The 26,992-nt window shown below is 61.2% G+C and carries 26 protein-coding genes, 1 tRNA gene and 1 pseudogene; 18 read left to right on the top strand and 10 right to left on the bottom strand.

Annotation, left to right across the window (positions count from 1 at the left end; all coding sequences use genetic code 11):
• The first annotated feature begins 238 nt into the window (after positions 1–238).
• The 11 genes and pseudogenes from K7R21_RS03180 (at position 239) to K7R21_RS03230 (ending at position 10,727) form a co-directional block, all read left to right on the top strand.
• Entirely contained in the window at positions 239–1,348 is a 1,110-nt protein-coding gene (locus K7R21_RS03180; protein ID WP_224981849.1) for a CgeB family protein, read from the top strand.
• Entirely contained in the window at positions 1,345–2,400 is a 1,056-nt protein-coding gene (locus tag K7R21_RS03185; RefSeq protein ID WP_224981850.1) for a CgeB family protein, read from the top strand. Before K7R21_RS03180 ends, K7R21_RS03185 begins: the two co-directional genes overlap by 4 nt.
• A 10-nt stretch (positions 2,401–2,410) precedes the next feature.
• A pseudogene (locus K7R21_RS03190) lies at positions 2,411–3,193 on the top strand (TIGR04290 family methyltransferase); the annotation flags it as partial.
• A 255-nt stretch (positions 3,194–3,448) separates the two neighbouring features.
• On the top strand, positions 3,449–4,261 hold the full coding sequence (locus tag K7R21_RS03195) for a TOBE domain-containing protein (RefSeq protein ID WP_224981852.1): 813 nt from the start codon (positions 3,449–3,451) through the stop codon (positions 4,259–4,261).
• A 149-nt stretch (positions 4,262–4,410) separates the two neighbouring features.
• A complete protein-coding gene (locus tag K7R21_RS03200; protein WP_224981853.1) occupies positions 4,411–5,277 on the top strand; it encodes a substrate-binding domain-containing protein in 867 nt (288 codons plus the stop codon).
• Between the two features lie 105 nt (positions 5,278–5,382).
• Positions 5,383–6,081 carry an ABC transporter permease gene (locus tag K7R21_RS03205; protein ID WP_224981854.1) on the top strand — a complete coding sequence of 233 codons (699 nt, stop codon included), beginning with the start codon at positions 5,383–5,385 and terminating at the stop codon, positions 6,079–6,081.
• Positions 6,078–7,178, top strand: coding sequence for an ABC transporter ATP-binding protein (locus tag K7R21_RS03210; RefSeq protein WP_224981855.1), 1,101 nt, complete (start codon positions 6,078–6,080; stop codon positions 7,176–7,178). The genes K7R21_RS03205 and K7R21_RS03210 overlap by 4 nt, the downstream gene beginning before the upstream one ends.
• A 76-nt stretch (positions 7,179–7,254) precedes the next feature.
• Positions 7,255–7,590: a DUF2845 domain-containing protein gene (locus K7R21_RS03215; RefSeq protein ID WP_224981856.1), complete on the top strand. Its 336-nt coding sequence runs from the start codon at positions 7,255–7,257 to the stop codon at positions 7,588–7,590.
• A gap of 228 nt (positions 7,591–7,818) precedes the next feature.
• Entirely contained in the window at positions 7,819–8,382 is a 564-nt protein-coding gene (locus K7R21_RS03220; RefSeq protein ID WP_224981857.1) for a manganese efflux pump MntP, read from the top strand.
• A 174-nt stretch (positions 8,383–8,556) separates the two neighbouring features.
• Positions 8,557–10,275 (top strand): PAS domain-containing hybrid sensor histidine kinase/response regulator, encoded by a 1,719-nt coding sequence (locus K7R21_RS03225; protein WP_224981858.1) that lies wholly within the window; start codon positions 8,557–8,559, stop codon positions 10,273–10,275.
• Between the two features lie 11 nt (positions 10,276–10,286).
• Entirely contained in the window at positions 10,287–10,727 is a 441-nt protein-coding gene (locus K7R21_RS03230) for an EamA family transporter (RefSeq protein WP_224981859.1), read from the top strand.
• Between the two features lie 10 nt (positions 10,728–10,737).
• Here the strand turns inward: K7R21_RS03230 and K7R21_RS20905 are convergent, their stop codons facing one another.
• Both K7R21_RS20905 and K7R21_RS03240 read right to left on the bottom strand, forming a co-directional pair.
• Positions 10,738–10,929: a DUF2917 domain-containing protein gene (locus K7R21_RS20905; RefSeq protein ID WP_224983398.1), complete on the bottom strand. Its 192-nt coding sequence runs from the start codon at positions 10,927–10,929 to the stop codon at positions 10,738–10,740.
• A 259-nt stretch (positions 10,930–11,188) separates the two neighbouring features.
• Complete coding sequence (locus K7R21_RS03240) at positions 11,189–12,172, bottom strand: GlxA family transcriptional regulator (protein WP_224981860.1); 984 nt, start codon at positions 12,170–12,172, stop codon at positions 11,189–11,191.
• Positions 12,173–12,361: 189 nt separating this feature from the next.
• Here K7R21_RS03240 and K7R21_RS20910 point away from each other — a divergent pair, with 189 nt between their 5' ends.
• Positions 12,362–12,595 (top strand): DUF4160 domain-containing protein, encoded by a 234-nt coding sequence (locus tag K7R21_RS20910; RefSeq protein WP_224981861.1) that lies wholly within the window; start codon positions 12,362–12,364, stop codon positions 12,593–12,595.
• On the top strand, positions 12,592–13,035 hold the full coding sequence (locus tag K7R21_RS03250; protein WP_224981862.1) for a DUF2442 domain-containing protein: 444 nt from the start codon (positions 12,592–12,594) through the stop codon (positions 13,033–13,035). The genes K7R21_RS20910 and K7R21_RS03250 overlap by 4 nt, the downstream gene beginning before the upstream one ends.
• A gap of 80 nt (positions 13,036–13,115) precedes the next feature.
• Here K7R21_RS03250 and K7R21_RS03255 read toward each other — a convergent pair whose 3' ends face one another.
• Positions 13,116–13,619 carry a ferritin-like domain-containing protein gene (locus K7R21_RS03255; RefSeq protein ID WP_224981863.1) on the bottom strand — a complete coding sequence of 168 codons (504 nt, stop codon included), beginning with the start codon at positions 13,617–13,619 and terminating at the stop codon, positions 13,116–13,118.
• A gap of 225 nt (positions 13,620–13,844) precedes the next feature.
• On the opposite strand from K7R21_RS03255, the gene K7R21_RS03260 reads away from it, so the two are divergent.
• Positions 13,845–15,464: an NADP-dependent glyceraldehyde-3-phosphate dehydrogenase gene (locus K7R21_RS03260; protein WP_224981864.1), complete on the top strand. Its 1,620-nt coding sequence runs from the start codon at positions 13,845–13,847 to the stop codon at positions 15,462–15,464.
• Between the two features lie 5 nt (positions 15,465–15,469).
• Here the strand turns inward: K7R21_RS03260 and K7R21_RS03265 are convergent, their stop codons facing one another.
• Positions 15,470–18,082: an EAL domain-containing protein gene (locus K7R21_RS03265; RefSeq protein WP_224981865.1), complete on the bottom strand. Its 2,613-nt coding sequence runs from the start codon at positions 18,080–18,082 to the stop codon at positions 15,470–15,472.
• 290 nt (positions 18,083–18,372) lie between these two features.
• Between K7R21_RS03265 and pstS the strand changes: the two genes are divergently transcribed.
• The 4 genes from pstS (at position 18,373) to K7R21_RS03285 (ending at position 22,122) form a co-directional block, all read left to right on the top strand.
• Positions 18,373–19,401: a phosphate ABC transporter substrate-binding protein PstS gene (pstS, locus tag K7R21_RS03270; RefSeq protein ID WP_224981866.1), complete on the top strand. Its 1,029-nt coding sequence runs from the start codon at positions 18,373–18,375 to the stop codon at positions 19,399–19,401.
• 390 nt (positions 19,402–19,791) lie between these two features.
• Positions 19,792–20,556, top strand: coding sequence for a methionine ABC transporter ATP-binding protein (locus tag K7R21_RS03275; RefSeq protein ID WP_318248316.1), 765 nt, complete (start codon positions 19,792–19,794; stop codon positions 20,554–20,556).
• A 12-nt stretch (positions 20,557–20,568) separates the two neighbouring features.
• A complete protein-coding gene (locus K7R21_RS03280) occupies positions 20,569–21,243 on the top strand; it encodes a methionine ABC transporter permease (RefSeq protein WP_224981867.1) in 675 nt (224 codons plus the stop codon).
• 30 nt (positions 21,244–21,273) lie between these two features.
• A complete protein-coding gene (locus K7R21_RS03285) occupies positions 21,274–22,122 on the top strand; it encodes a MetQ/NlpA family ABC transporter substrate-binding protein (protein WP_224981868.1) in 849 nt (282 codons plus the stop codon).
• A gap of 308 nt (positions 22,123–22,430) precedes the next feature.
• Here the strand turns inward: K7R21_RS03285 and phoU are convergent, their stop codons facing one another.
• The 6 genes from phoU to K7R21_RS03315 form a co-directional block, all read right to left on the bottom strand.
• The gene (gene phoU / locus K7R21_RS03290) at positions 22,431–23,102 is read right to left on the bottom strand and encodes a phosphate signaling complex protein PhoU (RefSeq protein ID WP_224981869.1); all 672 of its coding nucleotides are present in this window, start codon (positions 23,100–23,102) and stop codon (positions 22,431–22,433) included.
• A gap of 44 nt (positions 23,103–23,146) precedes the next feature.
• A complete protein-coding gene (pstB, locus tag K7R21_RS03295) occupies positions 23,147–23,908 on the bottom strand; it encodes a phosphate ABC transporter ATP-binding protein PstB (RefSeq protein ID WP_224981870.1) in 762 nt (253 codons plus the stop codon).
• 95 nt (positions 23,909–24,003) lie between these two features.
• Positions 24,004–24,846 (bottom strand): phosphate ABC transporter permease PstA, encoded by an 843-nt coding sequence (gene pstA / locus K7R21_RS03300; RefSeq protein WP_224981871.1) that lies wholly within the window; start codon positions 24,844–24,846, stop codon positions 24,004–24,006.
• A complete protein-coding gene (gene pstC / locus K7R21_RS03305; RefSeq protein WP_404813619.1) occupies positions 24,843–25,847 on the bottom strand; it encodes a phosphate ABC transporter permease subunit PstC in 1,005 nt (334 codons plus the stop codon). Before pstC ends, pstA begins: the two co-directional genes overlap by 4 nt.
• Before the next feature lie 296 nt (positions 25,848–26,143).
• Positions 26,144–26,220 (bottom strand) — tRNA-Arg (locus tag K7R21_RS03310).
• A gap of 59 nt (positions 26,221–26,279) precedes the next feature.
• Positions 26,280–26,978: a DUF1573 domain-containing protein gene (locus K7R21_RS03315; protein WP_224981872.1), complete on the bottom strand. Its 699-nt coding sequence runs from the start codon at positions 26,976–26,978 to the stop codon at positions 26,280–26,282.
• Positions 26,979–26,992 lie beyond the last annotated feature (14 nt).

The raw sequence follows: 26,992 nt of genomic DNA on the forward strand, positions 1-26,992 counted from the left end.
AAAGGGGGGACAGGGGGGATTTGCTTTTACCGCACCCAGCAGCCTCTCCTCCGGACAAAAGGTTCCCAAGGCAAATCCCCTCTGTCTCCCCTTCGCAAAGGGGAGGACGCGGGGGCTAGTGCTGCGCTTCGTAGCAGCAGATAGGCTTTCCGCTGCAACTCGGCAGCAGATAGGTTTCCTGCTGAAAATCGCAGCGATAAGATCGCGCTTCAAATCTCTCTTTTAAGAAAGGAACCCCATGGCTGCCCCTCTCTCCATCGCCTTCTTCGCCTCGAGCCTGGTCTCCGCCTACTGGAACGGCGCCGCCACCTACTACCGCGGCATGGTCCGGGCGCTCTCACGCCTGGGACACCGCATCACCTTCTACGAACCAGACGCCTACGACCGGCAGGCGCACCGGGACATCGAGGACCCCGAGTGGGCCACCGTGGTGGTCTACCCGGCCACCGAAGAGGGGGTGCTGCGCTCCCTGGAAGCGGCCAGGGGCTCCGACCTGGTCATCAAGGCGAGCGGGGTCGGGGTCTTCGACGAGCTGCTGGAACTCGAGGTGCTGCGCCTGAAGCGGCCCGGGACCCAAGTCATCTTCTGGGATGTCGACGCGCCGGCCACGCTGGAGCGGATCGGCAGCGACGTGCGCGACCCGTTCCGCCCCCTGATCCCGCAGTACGACCTGGTGCTCACCTACGGCGGCGGCGACCCCATCGTGCGCGCCTACCGCGGCTTCGGCGCCCGCAACTGCATCCCCATCTACAACGCGCTTGACCCTGACACCCACTACCCGGTCCCGCCCGAGGCGCGGCTCAAGGCGGACCTCTCGTTCCTGGGCAACCGCCTGCCGGACCGCGAGCGCCGGGTCGACGAGTTCTTCCTCGCCGTCGCGAACAAGCTACCCAACCGGAGCTTCCTGCTGGCTGGCAGCGGCTGGAACGACAAGGCGCGCTCGGGCAACGTCCGCTATCTTGGGCACCTGGGGACCGGCGATCACAACGCTTTCAACTGCAGCGCCATGGCCGTTCTCAACGTTAGCCGCGACGGGATGGCGCGCAATGGCTTCTCCCCGGCCACCCGCGTTTTCGAGGCGGCCGGCGCCGGCGCCTGCATGATCACCGACCACTGGGAGGGGATCGAATACTTTTTCGAGCCGGAGCGGGAGATCTGTGTCGCACGCAACGGGGACGAGGTGGCGCAGATCCTGGAGCGACTCACTCCGTCTGTTGCGGCGGCCATGGGGGTGCGGGCGCTGGCGCGGGTGCGGGCACACCACACCTACGCGCACCGCGCAAAACAGTTCCAGGAGATCTTTGCCGCCGGCCCGGTGCCGCAAGCCTACATCGGGGGGGCACCATGAAAATCGTCGTCTTCGGCCTGTCCATCACCTCGTCCTGGGGCAACGGCCACGCCACCACCTACCGCGGGCTGCTGCGCGAAATGGACCGGCGGGGGCACGAAATCCTGTTCCTGGAGCGCGACGCCATCTGGTACGAGGCCCACCGCGACCTCCCCGAGCCCCCCTTCTGCAACACGCTGATCTACAAGTCGCTGGACGAGCTCTTTGCGGAATACGGTCCCGAGATCTGCGACGCCGACTGTGTCATCGTTGGCTCTTACGTCTACCAGGGCATCGAGGTGGGCAAGTGGGTCAGCAAACACGCCAGGGGGATCAAGGCCTTCTACGACATCGACACACCCGTGACGCTGGCTGCGCTGGACCGGGGCGAGTGCCAGTACCTGAGCGAGGATCTGATACCCTGCTACGACCTCTACCTTTCCTTCACCGGCGGACCGACCCTGGACCACATCGAGCGCCGCTACGGCTCAAGGGCGGCTCGCCCCCTGTACTGCTCGGTCGATCCCATGGTGCACTACCCGATGCAGATCACACCGCGCTGGGATCTGGGCTACCTGGGGACCTACAGCCGTGACCGCCAGCCCGGCCTGGTTCAGCTGCTGTGCCAGCCGGCCGCGTCCTGGGAAAAGGGGCGCTTCGTGGTCGCTGGCGCCCAGTACCCCTCAGAGCTCAAGTGGTCCAAGAACACGCACCGGATCGAGCATTTGCCGCCGGAGTGCCACAGCGAATTTTACAGTTCCCAGCGCTTTACCCTGAACCTGACCAGGAAGCAGATGCAGCTCGCCGGTTACTCCCCCAGTGTGCGCCTCTTCGAGGCCGCCGCCTGCGCCGTCCCCATCGTGAGCGATCACTGGCCTGGACTGGAGCAGTTCTTTGTGCCGGGCAAGGAGATCCTGCTCGCCTCCGGGAGCCAGGAGATGCTGCGCATCCTGCAGCGTTTCCCCGACGAGGCGCGCCGCGCCATCGGCGAGCGTGCCCGCGCCCGTGTAATGCAGTCCCACTCCGCCTCTTGCCGCGCCGAGGAGCTCGAGGAATACCTGACCACGCTGTAAGGAGAAAGAACGGATGACGCACGCCAAGGCGAGAACGCTGGAAGACGACATCAAGGAACTGTCCCCCTGGTTCCACAACCTGCACCTGCCCGACGGGACGGAGACAGCCCCGGACCACTTCCTGGGGGACTTCCCCAGCTTCAAGTGGCGTGAGATATCGGGCTGCATCCCCGAGGACCTGACCGGGTGGAGTGCCCTCGACATCGGCTGCAACGCGGGCTTTTACTCATTCGAACTGGCGCGCCGCGGTGCCCGGGTGCTTGGTATAGACTGCGACAACCATTACCTGGACCAGGCCAACTGGGCTGCGGCGCAGTACGGTTTGCAAAGCCTGGTGGAGTTTCGGCAGATGCAGGTTTATGACCTGGCGCGGGTCAAGGGAAAGTTCGACCTGGTACTTTTCATGGGGGTGTTCTACCACCTGCGCTACCCGCTGCTGGCGCTCGACATCGTGGCGCAGAAGACTGCAGGGATGATGCTGTTCCAGACCATCACCATGCCCGGCCGCGCTGTCGCCGGACAGCACGACTTCTGGATCAACGAGCGCGACGCCCTGCACGACGCGGGGTGGCCCAAGATGGCATTCATCGAAGAGCGCTTCGCCGGGGACCCGACCAACTGGTGGATCGCCAACCACGCCGGCGTCGAGGCCATGCTCCGCTCGGCGGGGCTCAAGATTGCCGGGCACCCCGGGGACGAGATCTATCTCTGTCACCCCGACCTGGAGCATCCTTCCTGCATGACTACCTGGAACCGTTCGGAATACCTGTCAGCCACCAACGCCGGTGAGTGAGTCGGCGTCTTCCCTGGATCAGTCGTGCTCCTTATGCCAACCGCCTGTTTTCACGCTTGAAAGAAGGTATACACAATCAAACCTACTTTTTGTGTCTACGCTATAACGTTTATGATATAACGTGTAGCCCACAATGAGAGGAACAGGGCAAGTGCCTCTTTACTCTCAAAGAAATGATCGTATACTCAGTGAGATACGGGCAGATGCCTGTGCAAGAAACCTCCTCACAGTCTTTGCTCTTACACGAGGTGTGCATTGAGTCGTAGCGCAAAACACGGCATAGAGCTCGAAGGGGCTCTCTGGTTTCACAAGGATGAGCAGAAGTTCCTGGGACTGGACCGGATCGCGCTGCTACAGAAGATCGACGAGTTGGGCTCCATTACCAAGGCGGCCAAGGCCGTCGGTATCAGCTACAAGAACGCCTGGGACCTGGTCAACATGATCAACAACCTCGCGGAAAAGCCGCTGGTGGAACGGGTGACCGGCGGCAGGGGAGGCGGGGGGACGACCCTCACCGCCTACGGTAAGGAAGTGGTCAAGCAGTACGGCGTACTCCAGGAGGAGCATCGCAGGTTCCTGGAGAACCTTGAGGGACGGCTGGGCGACAGCGCCAGCCTGTACCAACTTTTGCGGAGGATATCCATGAAAGTAAGTGCCCGTAACGTGTTGTCCGGGACCATCACCAAGATAACCAAGGGTGTGGTGAACGCAGAGGTGACCCTGGCGCTCACCGGCGGCGCGCCGCTGGTCGCCGTGATCACCAACGGTGCCGTTGAGAATCTCGCCCTTAAGGAAGGGGGCTCCGCCTACGCCATCATCAAGGCCAGCTCGGTCATGGTAGGCACCGACCTGCACGACGCCAAGATCAGCGCCCGCAACGTCATGTGTGGCACCGTGGTCAAGATCGTGGAAGGGCCTGTGTCCACCGAGGTCGACGTCGAGGTGGGTGGCGGCAACACCATCAGTGCCGTCATCACCCACGAAAGCGGCACGAGCCTCGACCTTAAGGTCGGCGCCCACGCCTGCACCCTGTTCAAGGCATCCAGCGTAATCCTTGGGGTTAGTTGAAATAAGGGAGGGGGCCACATCCAATCCCGGATGATCCGGAATGACAAGGGGGCGGTGCGCCGTTCCCCTTTTTTAGGCTACCCGCTGTAGCTGAAGCACCATAACGGTCGACACCGTAACAGGATAAACATCATAAAAGGAGTTAGACGATGACCCGAATTTTCAGAATGTTGCCGCTGTTCGTTGCCCTGTTCCTGTTTTCTGCAGTAGCCTCGGTCTCCACCAGCTGGGCCGCCCAGCAGAAGAACCTGATCCTCGCCACCACCACCTCCACCCAGGACTCCGGTCTTCTGGACGTACTGATCCCGATCTTCGAGAAGCAGACCGGCTACTTCGTGAAGACCATCTCGGTCGGCTCCGGTCAGGCCATGAAGATGGGGGAGAAGGGGGAAGCCGACGTGCTGCTGGTGCACTCCCCGGACGCCGAGAAGAAGTTCATGGCCGACGGCTTCGGTGTAGACCGCAAACTGGTCATGCACAACGACTTCATCGTGCTGGGACCGGCTAACGACCCGGCGAAGATCCGCGGCACCAAGACCGCTGCCGATGCGCTCAAGGCCATCGCCAAGGCCAACGCGCTGTGGCTCTCCCGTGGTGACAACTCGGGCACCCACGCCAAGGAAAAGGGACTTTTCAAGGCTGCCGCCATCAACCCGGAGGGTCAGAAATGGTTCCAGCAGACCGGCCTGGGCATGGGCGAGACCCTGAACGTTGCCGCAGAGAAGAAGGGGTACCTGCTGGCTGACCGTGGCACCTACCTGGCGCTCAACAAGAAGGCGCACCTGGGCCTTGAGGTCATGGTCCAGGGCGAGCCGAAGCTCCTCAACATCTACCACGTTATCGAGGTGAACCCGGCCAAGTGGCCCAAGGTGAACAATGCCGGCGCCAGGGCTTTCGCCGACTTCATGGTCTCCAAGAAGACCCAGGAAATCATCTCCACCTTCGGCAAGAAGGAATTCGGCTCGCCGCTGTTCTTCCCTGACGCAGGCAAGGATCCGAAGTTGCTCGGTCTGTAAAAGCAAATCCCCCTGTCCCCCCTTTCGCAAAGGGGGGACGTCAGGTCACATGCTGCGCTTCGTGGCTGAGCACCCCCTGATCGCCCCATTCACGGAGGAAGCTGAATGGATGTAATTCTCGAAGGTTTGACAAAGGCGTTCCAGCTCCTCGCGTCGCTTGATCGCGAGGTGCTGGGCATCGCCTGGCTGTCGCTCAAGGTCTCCGGGCTCGCCACGCTCTTTTCGCTGGTGCTCGGTCTTTCCGTGGGTACGCTGGTGGCACTCACCAGCTTCCCCGGTAAGAAGATCCTGGTGAGCGTGGTGAATACGGGGATGGGACTGCCGCCGGTGGTGGTGGGCCTCTTCGTGTCCATCATGCTCTGGAGAAACGGCCCGCTGGGGTACCTTGAGCTCCTCTACACGCCGACCGCCATCATCATCGCGCAGACCGTGATTGCGACCCCCATCGTCATGGGGGTCACCATCGGCGCCATGCAGAACCTTCCGGCCAACCTGAGGCTGCAGATCCTCGCCCTGGGTGCCACCCGGGTGCAGATGGTCTGGATGCTGATCAAGGAGGCACGGCTGCCGCTCATGGCCGGCGTGATGGCCGGCTTCGGCGGGGTCATCTCGGAAGTGGGCGCCTCCATCATGGTCGGTGGCAACGTGAGAGGCTACACCCGCGTGCTCACCACCGCTACGGTGATGGAGACCGGCCGCGGCAACTTCGACATGGCCATTGCCCTGTCGGTGATACTTCTGCTATTCTGCTTCGCCGTCAACTACATCCTCACCTACATCCAGCAGCGGGAAAGACCCAGATGACGCAGCAACAAAACCTGCTCGACCTGAAACAGCTGAGGGTTGATCGAGGCGGCGTGACCGTGCTCGACATACCCTCTTTTTCTTTGTGCCCTAACGAGTTCGTCTCGCTGATCGGCCCCAATGGCGCTGGCAAGTCGACCCTGCTCCTGTCCCTTTTGGGGCTCATGAAGCGCCAGACCGGCACCGTTACCTATCAGGGCGGTGCCATCGTTTCCGAGGCGCAATGGCTCGATCTGCGCCGCCGCACCGCCATGGTGTTGCAGGAGCCGCTCCTTTTCGACAGCACCGTCTTCGACAACGTGGCCAGCGGCCTGAAACTCAGGGGGCTTGGGCGCGCAGAGATCAAGAGCCGCGTCGCCACCTACCTCGATCGATTCAACCTGGCCCACATGGCGCAGCGCTCGGCGCGCAAGCTCTCCGGCGGCGAGGCCCGGCGGGTGAGCCTTGCGCGTGCCTTCGCGGTGGAGCCCGAGGTGATCTTCTTCGACGAACCCTTCGCCAACCTCGACCCACCCACCAGGCAGGCGCTCACCGAGGACATGGACCGCATCATCCGAGACCGGGGCATCGCCGCCATCCTGGTCACCCACGACCAGTCCGAAGCGCTCCGGATGTCGCAGCGCATCGTGGTGATGAACGCGGGTCACATCGTGCAGCAGGGAACCCCGGCGGCGGTGATGAACCACCCGGTGAACGAGTTCGTCGCCAATTTCGTAGGAATGGAAACCATCCTGGAAGGGGAGGTGCTCAGCAACCGGCAGCAGCAGCTCGCGGTTCGGGTGGCGGGCCGGGAGATCGACACGGTGGGGGACGAGGTGTCCGGCGCTCAGGTCTATTGCTGTATCCGCCCCGAGAACGTCACCGTCACAGTCGGTCATCCCGAGCACAAAAGCAGTGCCAGGAATCACTACGAAGGGCGCATCGTCGAGATCGCCGCCATGGGGCCGTTCCTGAAGCTGCGGCTAGATTGCGGTTTCTTGCTCACCGCCTACGTCACCCGTGAGTCCTTCACTGAACTGGCCTTGTATGAAGGGAAGGAGATCCACGCCTCCTTCAAGGCCACCTCCGTCCATCTTATCCCCAGGCGCGCTGTGTAAATAGCGCTTTGCAAAACGTCGCTTGTGCCTTATATTCCTACCTGTTTTGCCAACAGGGTAACTAGGAGGATAGAGCATGAAAAAAGCCGTTAACCTCATCGTCGCCGTCTCGGCCGTCGTGATGCTGTCCGCCCCCGCCTATGCCGACGAGACCGTGAGGTGCAAAGGTGGCATCGTGTCGGTCGGGGATTCCGCGGGAGAGGTGCTCGCCAAGTGCGGCCAGCCTGCCACGACCACGCAAAGTTCGAAGAAGGTGGTGCAGAAGGACCAGCAGTCCAGCCCGACCAGGAGCATCACCAACATCATCGTCGACAACTGGATTTTCAACTTCGGCCCCAACGAGTTCCAGTACCAGCTGGAGCTGCAGGACGGCCGCGTCTCCCGCATCCAGAGCCTCGATTACGGCTACTGAAGTCGCAGCTGGCAGCCGCCCGATCAGCTGTCGTCCTGTCCCCTCGCCCTCCGGGAGAGGGTGGCCGTCAGGCCGGGTGAGGGCGCTGCCACTAGCGCCACTGTCCCTTCGTTGCGCTGCCCTCACCCCGACCCTCTCCTAGGGGGAGAGGGATGTTCCGCTTCTTTCCAGAGGAAGGGGGCGTGACTAGCGGATCTATAAGCAACTGCAAAAAAAGTTGGAGTCTTAATGGATTGGATTAGCATCTTCGGCATCGCCCTGGCCCTGGCCATGGATGCCTTCGCCGTCGCCCTGGCAACCGGCGCGGTATTGAACCCGGTTACCGGCCGGCACCTGTTTCGCCTCGGTTTTCATTTCGGCCTGTTCCAGGCGCTCATGCCCATCGCGGGATGGCTGCTCGGCCTCACGGTCCAGAAATGGATCACCGCCTACGACCATTGGATCGCCTTCGGCCTGTTGGCCTACGTCGGTGGCAGGATGATCGTCGAGGCCTTCGAGGAGGATGACGACAGCTCCCCGTCCGACCCGACCAAGGGTCTTACCATGGTGATGCTCTCCGTTGCCACCAGCATCGACGCCTTCGCAGTCGGCCTCTCGCTGGCCATGCTCGGGGTCAGCGTGTGGGTCCCGTCCGTGATCATCGGTATTGTCGCGGCGGTGCTGACCGTGGCCGGCATGCTCCTGGGGCGCCGCCTCGGGGACAACTGGGGCAAGCGCGTCGAGGTCTGCGGCGGGGTGGTGCTTTGCCTGATCGGCCTCAAGATTCTCTTGGAGCACACACTCTTCAAGTGAGGCGCGGGCTTTATTTGTCTGCGCACGTTCCACTTCCTTTCATTTAACTTCAAGCCTCCTCTCAGTAAAATTGAAAGAGGCTTGAAGTGTCATAAAAGCCCTGTATATTTTCCCAATTGCAAATAGCCGCTCGTCTAACCCCGATGTAAGAGATTGTCTATAACAGAGGGCCGAGTGACAGATTCTCTCAACCCTACCGAAGAACTGTGTCGCTTCATTATCGATACGATCCCCCAGATTGTCTGGACAGCCACGGCCGATGGCGCTCAGGACTTCGCGAACCTGCGCTGGTACGAGTTCAACGGTCTCGTTCCCGGTGAGCCCGACCCCGAGCCCTGGCGCAGTATCATCCATCCCGACGACGTCGAAATCACCGCGCAGAAATGGAAGCACTCCCTGGAAACCGGCGAGCCCTACAGTTGCTTGCACCGCAACCGGCGCTTCGATGGACAGTACCGCTGGGTGTTGTCACGGGCGGTCGCCCAGAAGGACCAAGATGGGCGCATCGTGCGCTGGATCGGCAGCGGCACCGACATCACAGAGCAGAAGGTTGCCGAGGCCGAACTGATGAAGTACCGCGACCACCTGGAAGAGCTGGTCAGGGAGCGGACCGAGGAACTGGTGGCGGCCAAGGAGCGGGCCGAGGTGGCGACACGCGCCGTCCTGGAGGCGAACGACCTTCTGGAAATGCGGGTCGAGGCGCGCACGGCGGAATTGCGCAAGACCGAGAAGGACCTGCGCCAAGCGCAGAAGATGGAGGCCATCGGCACCCTCGCCGCCGGTATCGCCCACGACTTCAACAACATCCTCACCTCGATCCTCGGCTTCACTGACATGGTGCTGCACAAGGTGCCGGAAGGTGGCACGGGGCGCGCGGAGATGCAGCAGGTCTTCACCGCGGCCCAGCGGGCGGCGGACCTGGTGCGGCAGATCCTCAGTTTCAGCAGACACTCCGAGCAGGAACGAAAGCCGGTGCACCTCGCCGCCATCATCGATGACGCCTTCCGCCTGCTGCGCTCGTCGCTGCCCACCTCTATAGCCATGGTCAAGGAGATCGATGTCCCTCCTGACGCCGACAAGGTGCTCGCTGACCCAACCCAGTTGCACCAGGTGCTGATGAATCTCGGTACCAACGCGGCCCACGCCATGCTGCCGGACGGCGGCACTCTAACTGTCTCCCTCCAGTCGGTCGCGGCCGGCTCACCACAGCTCGCCCCGCATCCCATCCTTGATCCCGTGGATCACCTGCATCTGTGCGTTCGCGACACCGGCCGCGGCATGGAAAGCCGCATGCTGGAGCGGATCTTCGACCCGTATTTCACCACCAAGCCGGCGGGGGAGGGGACCGGTCTCGGCTTGGCGGTTGTCCAGGGCATCGTCAAGAACCACGGCGGCCTCATTGCGGTGCACAGTGAACCCGGGGCGGGGACCTGCTTCGAGGTATTCTTGCCGGCAGTCTCGCTCGAGATCCAGCGCGAAGAGGAGCTTCCTGAGCAGTTGCTGCAGGGAACCGAGCGCGTCCTGTTCGTGGACGACGAGGAGTCGCTCACCGTGCTGGGGCAGGGTATCCTGGAGAACCTGGGCTACAGCGTGGTTACCGCCAGCAATAGCGTCGCTGCACTCGATCTTTTTCGCACCGATCCCGCCCGCTTCGACCTGGTGATCACCGACCTCACCATGCCGGGGCTGTCGGGAAAGTCGCTGGCTAAGGAGATCTCGACGCTACGTCCCGACATTCCCGTCATTCTCTGCACTGGTTTCAAGGAAACCGTAGACGAGAGGGATGCCGAGTACGGCATCCGCGCCTGCCTGATGAAGCCGTACACGTCGCGGACCCTGGGGCGGACCATCCGCCAGGTGCTGGACCGCAAAGCAGCTTTGAAAGAGGGATAAGGAGGTCAGGCATGTGGAACTACGTAACCCAGGCCCTCACCGCGCTGGTGAGCTTCGCTTTCATGGTGCTGTTCATGACCGCCGCCGTCAAACGGGGCGTATCGGTCCAGTTTTCCATGCTGGTGCTCTCGCTGGTACTCACGGTGAGCTTCGCCGCCTGGTCGGCAGGGGACTGGGGGATGTGGCCGGCCTGGAAGTCCGCGGTGCCGCTGCTCCTTGCCGCGGGTGCCTGCAGCGTGCTCGGCAACTGGGCCATGTTTCTTGCTACTTCGTCGAGCGCCAACGCGGGATACGCGCTGGCCATCATCGGGTGCCAGTCTGCGCTGGTGCTGCTGCTCTCCTGGTGGTTCCTGGGCGGCGAGATGCACTGGCTGCGCCTGGTCGGCATCGCCACCTGCATCCTAGGCGTGGTGATCATCAGCTGGCCGGTCGCCCCGGCAGTAAAGGGGTAATCGGCGTAGTTTAGGCGGTACGGGGGGAAGTGCGGGGCCAAGCCGTGGTGATGTGCAGCCCCGCGCGGCGCTCGCGGCAGGTGACGGTCAGGGTTACTGGGGTGATCGCCTCGATGATCAACGTTTCACCGTGCAGCACAGCCAGGCGGGCCCCCTCCTGCAGGCAGTAGTCGCGGGTGTCCGACGAGCGGGTAAGCCAGATCGCCCGGCGATCAGCGACAGCGACTCGATGGCGTCGTCCGCTTGCAGGGTGATTACCTCTCCTTCAGCCAGAAGGTAACGCATAACAACCTCCTCTCAGAACTTCTCTCACAACTTCCAACAAAGTATTCCAGGATCACTCCAACTGCTGCATCCCACTATCACTCTAACTGCTGTCCACGAAGCGCAGTACGTGACCTCGCGTCCTCCCCTTTGCGAAGGGGAGACAGAGGGGATTTGCTGCTGGGAAGTTAAACTCTTCAAAACCGGGTCCGGTAGGCGAGGGGGGTGACACCGATGTCCCGGATGAAAGCGCGCCGCATCTGTTCGGCGCTGGTAAAGCCGCTGTCACGGGCCACCCGTTCCAGGGGGAGGGTCGTTTCCTCCAACAGCGCGACGGACCGCTCCAGCCTCAGCTGGTCCAGGTACCTCGCTGGCGTCTTCCCGGTCTCCCGCAGGAACACCCGGGCAAAATTACGCGGGCTCATCGCCGCCCGCTGCGCCAAGTCCTCTACCGTCACCTTGCAGCACGGGTTCTCCCTGAGCCAGGCAAGGAGCGGCGCCATCTGCCCGCCCTCGACCATCTGCGCCCGGAGCTGTGTGCTGAACTGGGCCTGCCCACCCGGGCGCTTCAGGAACATCACTAGTCGCCGCGCCACCGCGAGTGCTGTCTTCCTCCCGAAATCCTCTTCTACTAGCGCCAGCGCCAAGTCCATCCCGGCAGTCACCCCGGCGGACGTTGCCACCGAACCGTCCCGCGTGTAGATGGCGTCGTTCTCCACCCGCACCTCCGGGTAGTCGCGCCTTAGCCGCTCCAGGTCCATCCAGTGGGTGGTCGCACGCTTTCCTTTCAACAGTCCCGCCTCGGCAAGGATCAGCGCCCCCGTGCAGACCGATACCAGGCGCCGCGCCCTCGGCCCCTCCGTTGCCAGCCAGGAGATGAATCCCTCGTCCTTCATGGCCCTCTCCAACGCATCGTCCGGGCTTCCCGGGACCAGGATGGTATCGGCCTTTTCAGGAAAGTCCTGCCAAGCGTGGTCTGCCACGACGCGCACACCGGGGCCAGTGCTGAAAGGACCCGCCTTTTCGGCCAGGATCACAACCCGGTACCCCGGGCGTTGCGGCTCCGATTCGCCAAGGCAGCGGTTTAGCATGTTGAAGACCTCGATGGGGCCCGTTACGTCCAGCAGTTCCGCACCTTCGTAGCCTGCTACCGCGATAGTGATAGTGATAGGCGCGCCCATGGCACCTCCCGTTTCAGTCGTTGCTAGCCTGCCGGAATCATTGCACAACACCAACTCGCGTTCAAGGACAACGAACCAGCAGACTCTGCCATTCTGGATAAAAGAAGCAGTAGCGATTCCGACAGAGGCGGCAGAGGAGTGCAGGCTGTGAACTTGACGTAGTGAAACCATTTCGCTACTATTCATGCCATGCCAACCATCATCCGCTTTAGTACAAGCAGGTTGACCATCTACCCTAACGAACACGGTACACCTCACTTCCACTTGGAATTCATGGACGGGGACCGTTGCTCTGTTGCGATTGAGACGTTGGAAATTTTGGTCGGAGTTGTCACCCCGGCAAAGAAGATGGCCGAGGCGATGAAGTGGGCCGCAGAGAATCAGGCTCTGCTGCTTGCTAAATGGGAGGAAATAACCAGATGAACAAACCGCCACGTATTGAAGAAGTGACTGCAACGGCACCTGCCAGTCTCGAAATTCGCTGGACTACCGGTGAAACCATGCAAGCTGATATCGGCGACTGGATGACGCGTTTTGCTCTCTTGTTGCCGATCAAAGATCCAAAGCTCTTTACGACGGTTCGCGTAGGTTGGTATGGGCACAGCGTTGCATGGGGAGATGAGATCGAACTGGGAGCCGACGAACTTTATAATCGCTGCAAGGCACAAGCAGGTGAACCCTCTCCCGACGAGTTCAATGAGTGGATGAAACGCAACGAGCTTTCGTTGTCAACCGCTGCGGAGGCGCTGGGTATGACACGCAGGATGATCACTCATTACCGAACCGGCAGTAAACCAATACCTCGGAGTATTTGGCTTGCCTGCATCGGGTGGGAAACCATAAAGCACACAAACGCAGCCTGATTCAGCCTGAGAAAACAAAGAGCCAACAAAAAACCCGCCAGCGATGACGGGTTTTTTGTTACTGAAAGCGTGTCGAGAGCCTATCCCTTCATCGCCCCCACCAGCAACTCGTAATCCTCCAGGAGCGACTGCAGGTCCTCCTCGTGCTCGACCTCCTGCTGCAGGATGGTGAGCACCATGTTGTAGGTGACCGGGTCCTTCTCGCGGGTCAGGTCCAAAAGCTTCTTGTACACGCCGATGGCGCACTGCTCTCCCTTGATGTTCTGCTCAAGAATGGTCTTTACGAAGGGATCGTCGGGCGCGTCGTAGCCGCAGTTGGTGAACTTGTACCACTCCTCCGGCTTGGTGACCGGGGTGCCGCCCAACTGGATGATGCGTAGCGCCACCAGGTCGGCGTGCGCCAGTTCCTCGGTGGCATGCACCAAAAGCTCGGCACCGACCGCGTCCTTCATGGGCCCTTTGACCAGTTTGGCGCCCAGCCAGTACTGGTAATAGGCGAACCATTCGTCGCAGAAGGCACGGTTGAGCAGGTTCAGCAGTTCCTCGACGTCCATTCCGACTATTTCACGTCCCTTAGATCCCATACCCATATCTCCTTTGGTCGTTGTAGTGTCATTGGGAAATATCTCAGACTCAAGGAGTATACTGGCGCTTTGTCATTGCGCAATCGGCCACAGTGTTCCGTAAGATGCCATCAAACAGGTTGACCCTGCTTCTGTGTTGGCGTATAGCTCAAGAGTGACGCATGCCGTCGACCAGAGGCCGGATCCAGTTGTCCGGCAACCACGTCTGTCAGCAAGGAAGGCAAAGTGAAGAAGAAGATCGCAGGACTGTCCCCGCTGCCGCAGGAAATCCCCGCTCCCTATCGCATAGAAAGCCCGATCCGACAGGACTACTACCTGATCGGCGGCGAACTGCGCCGCTGGGAGGGCCCCATGCAGGAGGTGTTCTCGCCGGTGCAGGTGCTCAACGGAGCATACCCTGAAGCGCAGAGGGTAGGGGAGGCGCCCGCCCTTTCCGTGGCGGCGTCCCTGGAGGCGCTCGACGTCGCCGTGAACGCCTACGACAACGGCCGGGGGACCTGGCCCACCATGTCGGTCGGGGAGCGGATCCAGTGCGTGAACTGCTTCAGTAGCGCCGTGCGCGCCAAGCGTGCCGATGTGGTCAAACTCCTCATGTGGGAGATTGGCAAATCGCTCCAAGAGGCCGAAGCCGAATTCGACCGCGCGCTCGCCTACCTGAAGGACACCGTCGAGGCGCTCAAGGAACTGGACCGGGTCTCCTCCCGTTTCGTCATCCAGCAGGGGATCATCGGCCAGATCCGCCGCGCGCCCTTGGGCGTCGTGCTCTGCATGGGCCCCTACAACTTCCCCCTCTACGAGACCTTCACCACGCTGATCCCGTCGCTGGTGATGGGCAACACCATCCTGCTCAAGCCGCCGCGTTTCGGGGTCCTCCTGTTCGCGCCGCTTCTGGAGGCATTCCGCGACTGCTTCCCCGCCGGCGTGGTCAACACCGTGTACGGCGACGGCGAGGAGGTGCTCCCCCCCCTGATGGCCACCGGCCGCATCGATGTCCTCGGCTTCATCGGCACCAGTAAGGTTGCCGACGCCCTGCGCGCGAGCCATCCCCGCCCGCACCGGCTGCGCTGCGTGCTCGGACTGGACGCCAAGAACCCCGCCATCATCCTTCCCGACGCTGACCTCGACCTCGCTGTCGAGGAGTGCGTCTCTGGCGCCCTGGGCTTCAACGGCCAGCGCTGCACCGCGTTGAAGATCATCTTCGTACACCGGGACATCGCCGAGCCCTTCCTGGAGGGGATGGCGCGCGGGATTGCTGCGCTCAAGTGCGGCGTACCCTGGCAGGACTGTGTCGCCATCACCGCGCTCCCGGAGCCGGAGAAACCTGAGTACCTGGAGGGCCTTCTGCGCGACGCCGAGGCCTTCGGGGCCCGCGTGGTTAACCCCGGCGGCGGGACCACGAGCGGCTCCTTCTTCTATCCGGCGCTGTTGTACCCGGTGACCGACCGGATGCGGGTCTACCACGAGGAGCAGTTCGGCCCGGTGGTCCCGGTGGTGGTCTACGACGACCTCAAGGAGACCATCGACTACGTGGTGCAGTCCAACTACGGCCAGCAGGCAAGCATCTTCGGCAGGAACGAGGAGCAACTGTCGCAATTGATCGACGCCCTGGTGAACCAGGTCTGCCGCATCAACATCAACAGCAAGTGCCAGAGAAGCCCGGACAGCTTCCCTTTCAACGGACGCAAGAACTCGGCCGAAGGGACCCAGTCCGTCGCCGACGCTCTGCGCGTCTTCTCGATCAGGATCGTGGTGGCGGCGCGCGAGACCGATGCCAACCGCGACATCATCACCGGCATCGTCAAGGAAAGAAAGTCCCACTTCCTCTCCACCGATTACATCCTATGACGTGGTCAGTTGAGTGGCAGCGAGGATGGTATGGGTGAGCGTTTCAGGTAGGGAACGAGTTCTTCCGGTGGCAGCGGGCGGCTGAAGTAGTACCCCTGTACGATGTCGCAGCGCTGCCCTTGCAGGAAGCGGCACTGGGACTCGGTTTCCACCCCTTCGGCCACAACTTCCTTGCCCAGCGTGTGTGCGAGCGCGATGGTCGCGGCGGCGATTTCGGCGTCGTCGGTGTCAGTGTCAATATCCTTGACGAAGGAGCGGTCGATCTTCAGCCGGTGCACCGGAAAGAGCTTTAGGTAGCTGAGCGACGAGTAGCCGGTGCCGAAGTCGTCGATAGCCAACTCTACCCCCATCTCCCTGAAGCCCTGCAGGTGCAGGATAGCGTCCGCCGGGTTGTCCATCGCCGAACTCTCCGTTATCTCCAGTTCCAAAAGGTGCGCTGCGATCCCGGTCTCGCGCAGGATCTCAAGCAAAAGGGTGGGAAGGTTGTCCTGCCGGAACTGGCGCGCCGACAGGTTGACCGATACCCTGATCGGCGGGAGCCCGTCCGCGATCCAGGACGCGAGCTGGCGACACGCGCTTTTCAGCGCCAACTCCCCTATGGCGACGATCATCCCGGTTTCCTCCGCTACCGGTATGAAGCGGTCCGGCGCCACCAGTCCGCGTACCGGGTGCTGCCAGCGCAAAAGCGCCTCCACGCCGACCACCCGGCCGCTGCTCATCTCCACCTGCGGCTGGTAATGCAGCACAAATTCGCCCCGCTCAATGGCCACCCTCAGGTCCCCCTCCAGCGCCAGCCTTTCCTGCACTGTCTGGTTCATCTCCTGTGTAAAAAACTGGAAGTTGTTTCGACCTCCGGCCTTGGCGTGGTACATGGCGAGGTCCGCGTTCTTCATCAACTCCTGGACCGTCTCGCCGTCGTCCGGGAAGATGCTGATGCCGATACTCGGCGTGACACTCAGCTCGTGCCCCTCGACGTAGTAGCTCTGGGACAGGGCATGCTGGATCTTGCCTATGGCGTGCGCCGCCGAGACGTTGGAGCGGAGCAGGGGGAGCCCCACCACGAATTCGTCGCCACCAAGCCGGGCCACGATGTCCGCGCTGCGGATCGACTCCAAAAGGCGCCCCGCCACCTGGAAGAGCAGGAGGTCGCCCACGTGGTGCCCCAGGGAGTCGTTGATGTTCTTGAACCGGTCCAGGTCGATGAAGATCAGCGCGAGGCGGCTTTCGCATCGCTTGGCCAGTTCCAGTGCGTGGGCCAGCCGGGCCATGAGGCTGAAGCGGTTGGGGAGCTTGGTAACCGGGTCGTAGTGTGCCAGGTACTCGATTTTCTGGGCATGCTGTTCCCGTTCCTGGAGACGGCGTGACGTTTCCTCGAGGAGCGCCCGTTCCACCTCCAGCCTGCGGTCGTCCCTGACCATGTTGCCCAAGGCGAAGGAGATGTCGGCTCCCATCTGGCGCAATAATTCCACTTGGGGACGGTCGAAGTAGTTCTTCTTGTCGGCGTACAGGGTGAGCGCGCCGATGACCCGTCCCTCCTGCTGCAACGCGATGCTGGCAGAGGCTCGGATGCCGTACTCCCTGCCGCGCTCGTGCCAGGGCGCCGTGTTCTCGGCCTGCAGGAAGTCGTTACAGATGTAGAAGCTCCCGTTCTTGATGGCGCTGGCCGTCGGGCCGCTGCCGGTCGGTTCCTGGTCCAGTGTGATGGTGACACCGTTCAGGTAGGCGATCGTCCCCCGCGCGGCGGCGACTTGCACCACCGTTCCTCCCTTGTCGAGGAGCCCCACCCAGGCCAGCTTGAAACAGCCGTGGTCCACCGCGATGCGGCAGAAGTCATGGAACAGCGATTGCCGGTCCTTGATGTGCACGACTGCCTTGCTGGTTTCCGTGAGCACGGAGTGCAGACGGTTCAGCCGCCGCACGCACTCCTCCGCACTTTCCCGGTCGGCTATCTCCTGCCTCAGTTCGCTAATGGTATTTCTGAGTTCCGCGGTCCGCTTGGCAACCCTTGTTTCCAGCTCTTCGTTGAGCCGTCTCAGGGCGTCATGCGTCTTCGATATTTCCTGGTTCTTCTCCACCGCAAGCTCGTACGTCGCCAGCAAAAGGTCGATGATCTGGGGTTTCGATGCCGCGATTGCATACCGGTTGCCGTAGTAGTTACAGTTGACCGAGCCGTCGTCAGCGGCCACGCAGCCCCCCTGCTCGCGTCGCAAGGCTGCAGCGACACGCGACAGTAGGATACCGTTATGGTAGGGCTTGGAGATAAAGTAGTTGGCGCCGGCCTCGAGGCTGCGCAGTACGTGGGTAGGGTCGTTGAGGTGAGTGAGCAGGATGACGGGGAGCTGGCTGGCCTCTTTCTGGGCCCTGATCCGGCGACAGAGTTCGAATCCGTCCATGCCGGGCATGAGGACGTCGCTGATGACGAGGTCGGGTTGCGTTTGGTCTATGCCCGCCAGTGCTTCGCCGGCATCCCGGCACCCCAGCACGCGGTAGCCCTCGGCCGCGAGCAGATGTTCCAGGCGCCTCGTCTGGGTCGGGCTGTCGTCCACCAGCAGTATGGTAGGCCCCTGCGCCGTGCGCTGCCGCTCTGGATTCCGTGCTTGTACAGTGGCGGTAGCCATCTCTTCCTCCACGCACCCGTTCCGCGTGTTTCTGCTTCCACATCCGCTGCAGTGCTTTCCCTCATCCTTTGTCGGGCCAAAACTGTTACGATTAAAACTTTTTATTAATACCGTTTTATTCTCGGGTGGCAAGGAGGAAAGTCGGTGCGGCCAATTTCCTTGCCTCCCCGTCCACGGCGGGTGGAAGGCATCATTTTGCGTCACGGTTTTTTACAAAGTCTTGCGGCGGTTGTAACCGGACTGCAACATAACACCGCTATAGTCGCTTCAAAACCAATGAGGAGGAAAAGATGATCCAGACCATTAAGAAAGCATTCCTGGCGCTGGCCCTGGTTGCCACAGTGGGCGCGGCGGGCGAGGCGTCGGCAGAGACCCTGATCAACGGCGCCGGTGCTACCTTCCCGTACCCGTTGTATTCCAAGTGGTTCAGCGAGTACGCCAAGATCGACAAGAGCGTGAAATTCAACTACCAGTCCATCGGCAGCGGCGGCGGCATTAAGCAGGTCACGGCGCAGACCGTCGACTTCGGCGCCAGCGATAAGTTCCTTACCGATGCGGAACTCAAGGGGGCCCCCGGCAAGCTGATCCACATTCCGACCGTCATGGGTGCCGTCGTGGTAACGTACAACCTTCCCGGTGTTCCTTCCGGTATCAAGCTGAATTCCGAGGACCTGGCCAACATCTACCTGGGCAAGATCACCAAGTGGAACGACCCGAGGATCGCCGATGACAACAAAGGTATCAACCTCCCGGCCAAACCCATCATCGTCGTGCACCGTTCAGATGGCAGCGGTACCACCAGCATTTTCACCGACTACCTTTCCGGCGTAAATGCCGAGTGGGCGCAGAAGGTAGGGAAGGGCGCCTCCGTCAAGTGGCCGGTAGGCCTGGGCGGCAAGGGGAACGAAGGTATTGCCGGGCAGATCAAGACCACCCCGTATTCCATCGGCTACGTCGAGCTTGCCTACGCCTTTGAGAACAAGCTTCCCTATGCCTCCTTGAAAAACCAGGCTGGCGTCTTTGTGGCGCCTTCGATCAAGTCCACCAGCGCTGCTGCCGCAGCCGCTGTGAAACACATGCCCGCCGACTACCGCATCTCGCTGGTGAACCAGCCCGGTAAGGATGCCTATCCCGTGGTCGGTTTCACCTGGCTGCTGGTTTATGAACACCGGAAGGATCCGGCCAAAGGAAAGAAGCTGGTCGAATTCCTGAACTGGAGCATGACCAAGGGGCAGAAGATGGCCGCCCCGATGCTCTACGCCCCGCTTCCCGAGAGCGTGGTGAAGATGGTGCAGAAGACCATCAAGACCATCAAGTAGACCGGTTGGAAAAAACAGGGGGACTGGCTCCGAAAGGTGCCAGTCCCCTTTGCCTACAGGTGGGTCGGCGCTGTGCCGGCCCACCTTTTTTTGTTTCGTGTCAGCCACCCCCAGCTAACAGTTGGGACATCGCGGCCGGGTCAGAGACCTGCTCGAGTAAATGCTGGCTTGAGGATCAGCCTGAGAATACCGAATCTCTATTCTACTGTGTGTTAGTGCATGTTTGTGTGCGTTAATTTGATTGTCTACTTGACTTGTATGGTCAAATTTGGTAAACCATGATACCACACTGATTAAAGAAGGAAGCACTAATCGCCGACCAGAAAGCTGGGGGCGGAAGAAGTTCCCTCGCCTTGTTTTTGCATCAGCGTCGTATTCCCCGGGGGGCAAGTGATAACCATAGACAGCCTGAACAAGCTGTACCATACGCCGCGCGGAACGTTCACCGCGTTGCGCGACGTCAACCTGCACATTGAGAGAGGGGACGTCTTCGGCATTATCGGGCTGAGCGGGGCTGGCAAGTCCACCCTGATCCGCTGCCTGAACCGGCTCGAGGAGCCTGACAGCGGCAGCATAGTCGTCGACGGCAGGGAGATCACCCGACTGGCGACGCACGAGTTGCGCGAGGCGCGCAAGAAGATCGGCATGATCTTCCAGCACTTCAACCTGCTCGATTCGCGGACGGTGCAGGGGAACGTCGCCTTTCCCCTCGAGTTGGCCGGCTATCCGCGCAAGGAGATCACGCAGCGGGTCGAGGAGATCCTGGACCTGGTCGGGCTTTCGGACAAGGCAGGGAGCTACCCCGCGCAGCTCTCTGGTGGGCAGAAACAGCGGGTCGGCATCGCGCGCGCCCTTGCCAACCACCCGGAGGTGCTCTTGAGTGACGAGGCGACTTCGGCGCTCGACCCGCAGACTACCAGCTCGATCCTGGAACTACTGGCCGACATAAACCGCAAGCTTGGCCTGACCATCGTCCTGATCACCCACGAAATGAGCGTGATCAAGCAGATCTGCAGCAAGGTGGCAGTCATGGACCGGGGCGAGATCGTCGAGTGCGGATCTGTGCAGCAGGTCTTTTCCGCGCCTTCCAGCGCGACCATGAAGCTCTTTTTGGAGCACAGCGCGCTGTTACAGGGCTACGGAGCCGGAATCTAGGAACGGGAGGAGATGACCATGCATGAAGACCTGATACCGATGCTCCTCACGGGCTTCGGAGAAACGCTGTACATGGTGGTGCTGTCCACGGTCGCGGCCATCGTGCTGGGCCTCCCGCTCGGGGTGCTGGTCGTGATCACGTCGACCGGCCACGTCCTGGAGTCGCCGCGGCTGAACCGTGTTCTTGGCGCCGTGATCAACATCACCCGCTCCTTTCCCTTCATCATCATGATCGTGCTGCTGTTGCCGCTGTCGCGTTTCCTGGTGGGGACAACGCTAGGAGCGACGGCGGCCTGCGTTCCGCTCTCGATCGCCGCGGCCCCGTTCCTGGCGCGCATCATCGAGAACAGCCTGAAGGAAGTCGACCGTGGCAAGGTCGAGGCGGCCCTCGCCATGGGGGCGACACCGCTGCAGATCGTGCGCAAGGTGTTGATTCCCGAGGCCCTGTCGTCGCTCGTGCTCGGCGTGACCCTCGCGGTCATTACCATTACCGGGTTCACGGCGACCGCAGGGGCGATCGGGGCAGGGGGGCTGGGTAGCCTCGCCATTCGTTACGGCTACATGCGCTACCGCGAGGACGTCATGTTCGCGACTGTCCTCATTCTCGTCGTTTTCGTTCAGGGGGTGCAGTGGAGTGGCGACCGACTGGCGCGACGGATCAATAGAAACCAACATAGGCTCGGCTAAGGGCCTGATTACCAACGGAGGGACACAAAGATGAAGAATAGATTTACCGGCAAGTTGAGCGTCGCCCTGGTCGCACTGGCACTGGTTGCAGTGGCCGCGGCGGGTTGCAAGAAAAAGGAAGGTGATGCCGGTAAGGGCGCTGGGAACGCGGCCCCGGCAGGGAAGACCTTGAAGGTCGGAGCGGCGGTGGTGCCGCACGCCGACATCCTCAAGTTCGTGGTGCCGAAACTTAAGGAGCAGGGGGTAAACCTCGAGGTGGTGACCTTCGACGACGAAGTGCAGCTCAACCCGGCACTCGCCGAGAAACAGATCGATGCCAACTACTTCCAGCACGTCCCCTACCTCGAGGCCGTGGTGAAGGAGAAGAACTACCAGTTCAACGTGGCCGGCAGCATCCACGTGGAGCCGATCGGCCTCTACTCCAAGAAGATCAAGTCTGTGGCTGAACTTAAAAACGGCGCCCAGATCGCCGTCCCGAACAACCCCTCCAACGAGTACCGCGCCCTGGCGCTCCTGGAGAAGCAGGGGCTTATCAAGCTCAAGCCCGGCATCTCCAACTTCCAGGCGACGCCGCAGGATATCGTGGGAAACCCGAAGAAGATCAAATTTGTCGAGGTCGAGGCGGCCCAGCTCACCAGGACCCTTCCTGACGTGGACGGCGCGGTGATCAACACCAATTTCATACTCGACGCCAAGATCGACCCGCAGAGCGCCATCGCGCGCGAGGATGCCAAGTCTCCTTACGCGAACATCGTAGTTGTGAGAAAAGGTGAGGAAACCCGCGAGGACATCAAGAAACTGGTGGCGGCACTGCAGTCCCCCGAGCTCAAGCAGTTCCTCAAGGAAAAGTACGGCGCTGCCATCATCCCCGCGTTCTAGAGCAGCAGATCGCGCTGCGTCCCGGCCGGCCGGGGGGCGCGTGAAAATAGCCACTGCTCCGACCGCACCGACGTTTCAACTCCGTGTAACAGCCCGCGCATCCAGCGCGGGCTGTTTTTATTCAGGAAACGGTGAGCCAGAGTGTGTTCCGGTTAAGGACGAGACCAGGAAACGTGGACCCAGAGGGTGTGGCAAAGGAGGAGGCGATGCCATAACGTGCCCCCCTTTGCAAAGGGGGGACAGGGGTGATTTTGATGGGGGACTGCCGTGCGGTCCTTTATGTTACTGCCCGGAGATGCTTCGGGGAATCACGCGATGGTGTGGCGAATGTCCTTCCCCTTGATCATGAAGATGACCATCTCCGCGATGTTGGTGGCGTGATCGGCGATGCGCTCGAGGCACTTAGAGATGTAGATGACCTTCATGGCGCGGCTGATGGTTTTAGGGTCAGCCATCATGAAGGTCAACAGCTCCCGCTGGATCTGCTCATTCAGTTCGTCCACGCACTGGTCGTCCTGGCAGACCTTGATGGCCAGGGCGTCGTCACCGCGCACGAAGGCGTCGAGTGCTTCCTTCACCATGTCCGACGCGGCCTTGGCCATGCGCGGCAGGTCGATGTAGGGCTTCAGAGACGGCTCCTGGTTCAACTCCCGCGCGCGCTTGCAGATATTGGCACACTGGTCGCCGATTCGCTCCAGGTCGGTCACGATCTTCAGGGCCAGTGTTATGAAGCGCAGGTCGCGTGCCGCCGGCTGGCGACGTGCCAGGACCTCCAGGCACTTCTCGTCGATCACCATCTCCAGGGTGTTGATCTCGTGGTCGAAGGCGATAGTGCGCTCCGCCAGTTCGGTATCCCGTTCCACCAGCGATTTCATGGCGTTGGCGATCATCGACTCCACCTTGCCGCCCATCTCCAACAGTTTTTCACGTATCACGTTCAGTTCGTTGTCGAACTGTTTGCTGAAATGCTCTCTTTCCATAGTCTCTCCGCTCTGAAATTCGATGGGGTACGGCGCTTCCGGGTCTAGCCGAAACGCCCCGTGATGTAGTCCTCGGTCCGCTTCTCCTCGGGGGTGGTGAAGATCTTCTTGGTCTCGCCGCACTCGACCAGGTCCCCCATGTACAAGAAGGCGGTGTAGTCAGAAACCCTCGCGGCCTGCTGCATGTTATGAGTGACGATGATGATAGTGTAGCGCTCCTTCAACTCCTCGATCAGTTCCTCGATCTTCAAGGTTGAGATGGGGTCGAGTGCGGAGGCGGGCTCGTCCATGAGGATCACTTCCGGCTTGACCGCAATGGTGCGCGCGATGCAAAGGCGCTGCTGCTGCCCGCCGGAGAGCATCATGGCGTTGCTCTTGAGGCGGTCCTTGACCTCGTCCCAGAGCGCCACGCGATTCAGGCAACTCTCGACGATCTCGTCCGCCTCCTCGCGCGGAAGCCTGCCGTTCAGCTTGTAGCCGGCGATCACGTTGTCGTAGATGGACATGGCCGGGAACGGGTTCGGCTTCTGGAACACCATGCCGACGCGGCGGCGGATGGCGACCGGGTCCACTCCCTTGTCGTAGATGTCGCCGTTATCGACCAGGATCTTTCCGGTGACGCGTGCGGATGGAACCAGGTCGTGCATCCGGTTCATGGAGCGCAGCAGCGTGGACTTGCCGCAACCGGACGGCCCGATGATGGCGGTGACGCTGTTTTCCGGGAAGGTCATGCTGATGTCGCGCACCGCATGGGTCTTGCCGAAGTGTATGTTGACTTGTTCCAGTTGTACCTTGTTGGTGTTCATCTGTTTCCTCTCGAATTCCGTTTGACGTTGAAGCCCGGGAACCTGTCGCACCCTGCGCCTCAACCTTAACCTCAATCTTAATCTTGACCTGTCTTTTACCCTGCCTGCCTGGTCCTGCCGAAGTAGCGGGCCGTGAGGCTCAGGGCGAACATGACCGTCACCAGCACCAGCGCGCCGGCCCAGGCAAGGCGGTGCCAGTCCTCGTAGGGGGCGATGGCGAAGCTGAAGATCTGCAGCGGGAGCGCCGCCATCGGTTGCAGCACGTTCTTGCTCCAGAATTGGTTGCCGAGCGCGGTGAACAGGAGCGGCGCGGTTTCGCCCGCGATCCTGGCCACGGCCAGAAGGATGCCGGTGAGCACGCCGGACAGTGCGCTGCGCAGGGTGACCTTGAGGCTGGTGCGCCAGAAGGGGACGCCGAGGGCCAGCGATGCCTCCCGTAGCGAACCCGGGACCATCTTCAACTGCTCCTCGGTGGTGCGTAGCACGATCGGGATCATGATCATGGCTAGCGCCACCGATCCGGCCAGGCCGGAGAAGCCCTTCATGGGTACCACGAGCAGCGTGTAGGCGACCATGCCGGTGATGATGGACGGGGTCCCCGAAAGGACGTCGGCGGCGAAACGGATCACGGTGGAGACCCTGGAGCCGCCAAACTCGGACAGGTAGATGGCCCCGAGTATGCCGATGGGAAGCCCGATCAGCGAGGCGCCGGCGATCATGATGGCCGAGCCGAACATGCCGTTGGCCATCCCCCCTCCCGGTTCACCTGTCGGCGCGGGCACATGGGTAAAGAAGTCGAGTGAGAGCGAACTCAGCCCCATTTTCAGGATGTGGAAGAAGATGAGCCCCAGCGGAATCAATACGGCCAGAGTGCAGACCAGCATGAGCCCGCTCATCAGGTGGTTCTTCAGTTTGCGGTAGGTAACGCTCTGCATCATGCCACGCCTCCCTTGGCGCTTCTGGACACGCTCCAGATCAAAAGCCGCGCCAGGGCATTCACGATCAGGGTGACCACCATGAGGATCAGACCGATCTCCATGAGCGCGGAGGCGTGCAGCTTGGAAGTGGTTTCGGCGAACTCGTTGGCGATCACGCTGGGCATGGTGTAGGCGGGTGACAGCAGCGAGAGTGATATGTTGGGCGCGTTGCCGATTACCATGGTGACGGCCATGGTCTCGCCGATGGCACGTCCCAGGCCGAGGATGGCGGCTCCCAGTATCCCGGATTTGCCGTAGGGGAGGATGGCGACCCTGATGGTCTCCCAGCGCGTCGCACCCAGGGCGATGGCGGCCTCCTTCTGGCTCTGCGGCACTGCCAACAGCACTTCACGGGTGATGGAGGTGATAATGGGCACCACCATGATCATCAGGATGAAGATGGCGGCCAGCATGCTGACACCGTAGGGTGCCCCGTCAAAGAACGGGAGGAAGCCGAAGTGCTCTATCAGGTACGGTTGGACCGTGCTCTGCAGCCAGGGCGCCATCACCAGCACGCCCCAAAGGCCGTAGATGACCGAGGGGATGGCGGCCAACAGTTCCACCAGCGGCGCCACCAGGGAGCCGAGGCGCCCTGGGGCGATCTCGGTGATGAAGAGCGCGGCGCCGATACTCAGCGGGGTAGCGAGCAGCAAGGCCAGCACCGAGGAGACCACCGAACCGTACAGGTAGGGGAGGGCGCCGAAATGTCCCTGCACCGCGTCCCATTCCTTCGACTTCACGAAGTTCCAGCCGAACTCCTTGATGGCCGGCAGACTCTCGCCTGCCATTTCGTAAAGCATGAGCGCCAGAATGGCAAGGATGCTGAAGGCGAAAATGGTGGTCAGGTAACGGAAGACGGCATCTCCACCCAGTTTCCTGGCCAGGGCCGGTTCGGTTCTCTTGCTTGCCGCGGCTGAGCCGTCCGTCTCATGTGTGCAGCAGGAACGCATCTCTAACTCCACGTAACTTCCTCCAAGGGGTGGTCGCCCGTATCTACTGAGGGACCGCTTCTGATACGCTCACAGCTTGAACCATGGATGTTACAGCTTCGTTACAGTTGGCCGAAATGTTGATGAACAGCTGTTTCGCTGGGGCTTGCAGCAGGGGCACGAAAGGTTTGGAAAGGATGGTTGGAACAGGAAGGATCGCTCAAAACGATGGGGCTGGTGGAGTATATCTGCTGCGCTGCCGCTGATAAACAAAAAGGCCCTGATCTCTCAGGGCCTTTTGTCTAGACTGCTATGTCTGTAATTTAAGCTGGTGGGCGAGATGGGATTCGAACCCATGACCCCTGGCTTCGGAGGCCAGTACTCTATCCAACTGAGCTACCCGCCCGGGAAAGAACTCATTACTACACTATTTTGAGAACCAACTCAAGATGAAACTTTAAAAAATCACTTCGGGATGGAGCCGTACACCGGTACAGTGATTTCTTTCTTCTGCGGAAGACTGGTGCTGATATGCAGGTACCCGCTCAGGATCTTCGCCTCCGGCTTGGCCAGCACGGAGATCTCGATCACGCCGCTCTCCCCTGGTTTCAGTTCCGCTTTTTTGATCGTCGGCCTGATCAGCAGCGAAGAGGAGGTGACGGTTACATTCAAAAGCTTTATCGTCACGCTACTGTTATTGGCGATGTTGACCTTGGCCTGAGTAGCACTGCTGCTGCTCACGGCGCCAAGGCTTACCTGCCGCGGTGATACCTGCAACTGCTCGAGCACCGTACCTTCAATGGTAAAGGTGTAAACAGGGCTTTTGCCGGCATTGCTGGTAAGGGTCACGGTCTTCGTGACCTTCCCGGAAAACGAACCTGAATCGAATGTGACCTCTATTTCGGCGCTTTTGCCGGGGGGGACCACCGATGTGGAGGGCTTGGCGGCAGTACAGCCACAGGATGCGTCCAGTTTCTTGATCTGCAGGGGAGCATCGCCGTTGTTTTTGATCGTGAAGGTATGCTGGACTTTCTTCCCCTGGGCTACGCTGCCGAAGTTGAAACTGCCCCGTTCGACGGCTAGCTCCGGTGCGGCCTGGACGATGGTGGCGCTGCACAGAGTGACCAATAAGAATAAAAGGTATACAAGGCGGAGGTGTCTCATGGTGATCCTCTTAT

This window comes from Geomonas agri, assembly GCF_020179605.1.
Lineage (GTDB): Bacteria > Desulfobacterota > Desulfuromonadia > Geobacterales > Geobacteraceae > Geomonas > Geomonas agri.

Coding starts and splice junctions, on each gene's coding strand:
- pstS (WP_224981866.1), top strand. CDS start 18,373: ATGATCCAGACCATTAAGAAAGCATTCCTGGCGCTGGCCCTGGTTGCC.
- K7R21_RS03285 (WP_224981868.1), top strand. CDS start 21,274: ATGAAGAATAGATTTACCGGCAAGTTGAGCGTCGCCCTGGTCGCACTG.
- K7R21_RS03215 (WP_224981856.1), top strand. CDS start 7,255: ATGAAAAAAGCCGTTAACCTCATCGTCGCCGTCTCGGCCGTCGTGATG.
- phoU (WP_224981869.1), bottom strand. CDS start 23,102: ATGGAAAGAGAGCATTTCAGCAAACAGTTCGACAACGAACTGAACGTG.
- K7R21_RS03200 (WP_224981853.1), top strand. CDS start 4,411: ATGACCCGAATTTTCAGAATGTTGCCGCTGTTCGTTGCCCTGTTCCTG.
- K7R21_RS03255 (WP_224981863.1), bottom strand. CDS start 13,619: ATGGGATCTAAGGGACGTGAAATAGTCGGAATGGACGTCGAGGAACTG.
- K7R21_RS03250 (WP_224981862.1), top strand. CDS start 12,592: ATGAACAAACCGCCACGTATTGAAGAAGTGACTGCAACGGCACCTGCC.
- pstB (WP_224981870.1), bottom strand. CDS start 23,908: ATGAACACCAACAAGGTACAACTGGAACAAGTCAACATACACTTCGGC.
- K7R21_RS03280 (WP_224981867.1), top strand. CDS start 20,569: ATGACCATGCATGAAGACCTGATACCGATGCTCCTCACGGGCTTCGGA.
- pstA (WP_224981871.1), bottom strand. CDS start 24,846: ATGATGCAGAGCGTTACCTACCGCAAACTGAAGAACCACCTGATGAGC.
- K7R21_RS03205 (WP_224981854.1), top strand. CDS start 5,383: ATGGATGTAATTCTCGAAGGTTTGACAAAGGCGTTCCAGCTCCTCGCG.
- K7R21_RS03230 (WP_224981859.1), top strand. CDS start 10,287: ATGTGGAACTACGTAACCCAGGCCCTCACCGCGCTGGTGAGCTTCGCT.
- K7R21_RS03240 (WP_224981860.1), bottom strand. CDS start 12,172: ATGGGCGCGCCTATCACTATCACTATCGCGGTAGCAGGCTACGAAGGT.
- K7R21_RS03315 (WP_224981872.1), bottom strand. CDS start 26,978: ATGAGACACCTCCGCCTTGTATACCTTTTATTCTTATTGGTCACTCTG.
- K7R21_RS03210 (WP_224981855.1), top strand. CDS start 6,078: ATGACGCAGCAACAAAACCTGCTCGACCTGAAACAGCTGAGGGTTGAT.
- K7R21_RS03265 (WP_224981865.1), bottom strand. CDS start 18,082: ATGGCTACCGCCACTGTACAAGCACGGAATCCAGAGCGGCAGCGCACG.
- K7R21_RS03180 (WP_224981849.1), top strand. CDS start 239: ATGGCTGCCCCTCTCTCCATCGCCTTCTTCGCCTCGAGCCTGGTCTCC.
- K7R21_RS20910 (WP_224981861.1), top strand. CDS start 12,362: ATGCCAACCATCATCCGCTTTAGTACAAGCAGGTTGACCATCTACCCT.
- K7R21_RS03185 (WP_224981850.1), top strand. CDS start 1,345: ATGAAAATCGTCGTCTTCGGCCTGTCCATCACCTCGTCCTGGGGCAAC.
- K7R21_RS03220 (WP_224981857.1), top strand. CDS start 7,819: ATGGATTGGATTAGCATCTTCGGCATCGCCCTGGCCCTGGCCATGGAT.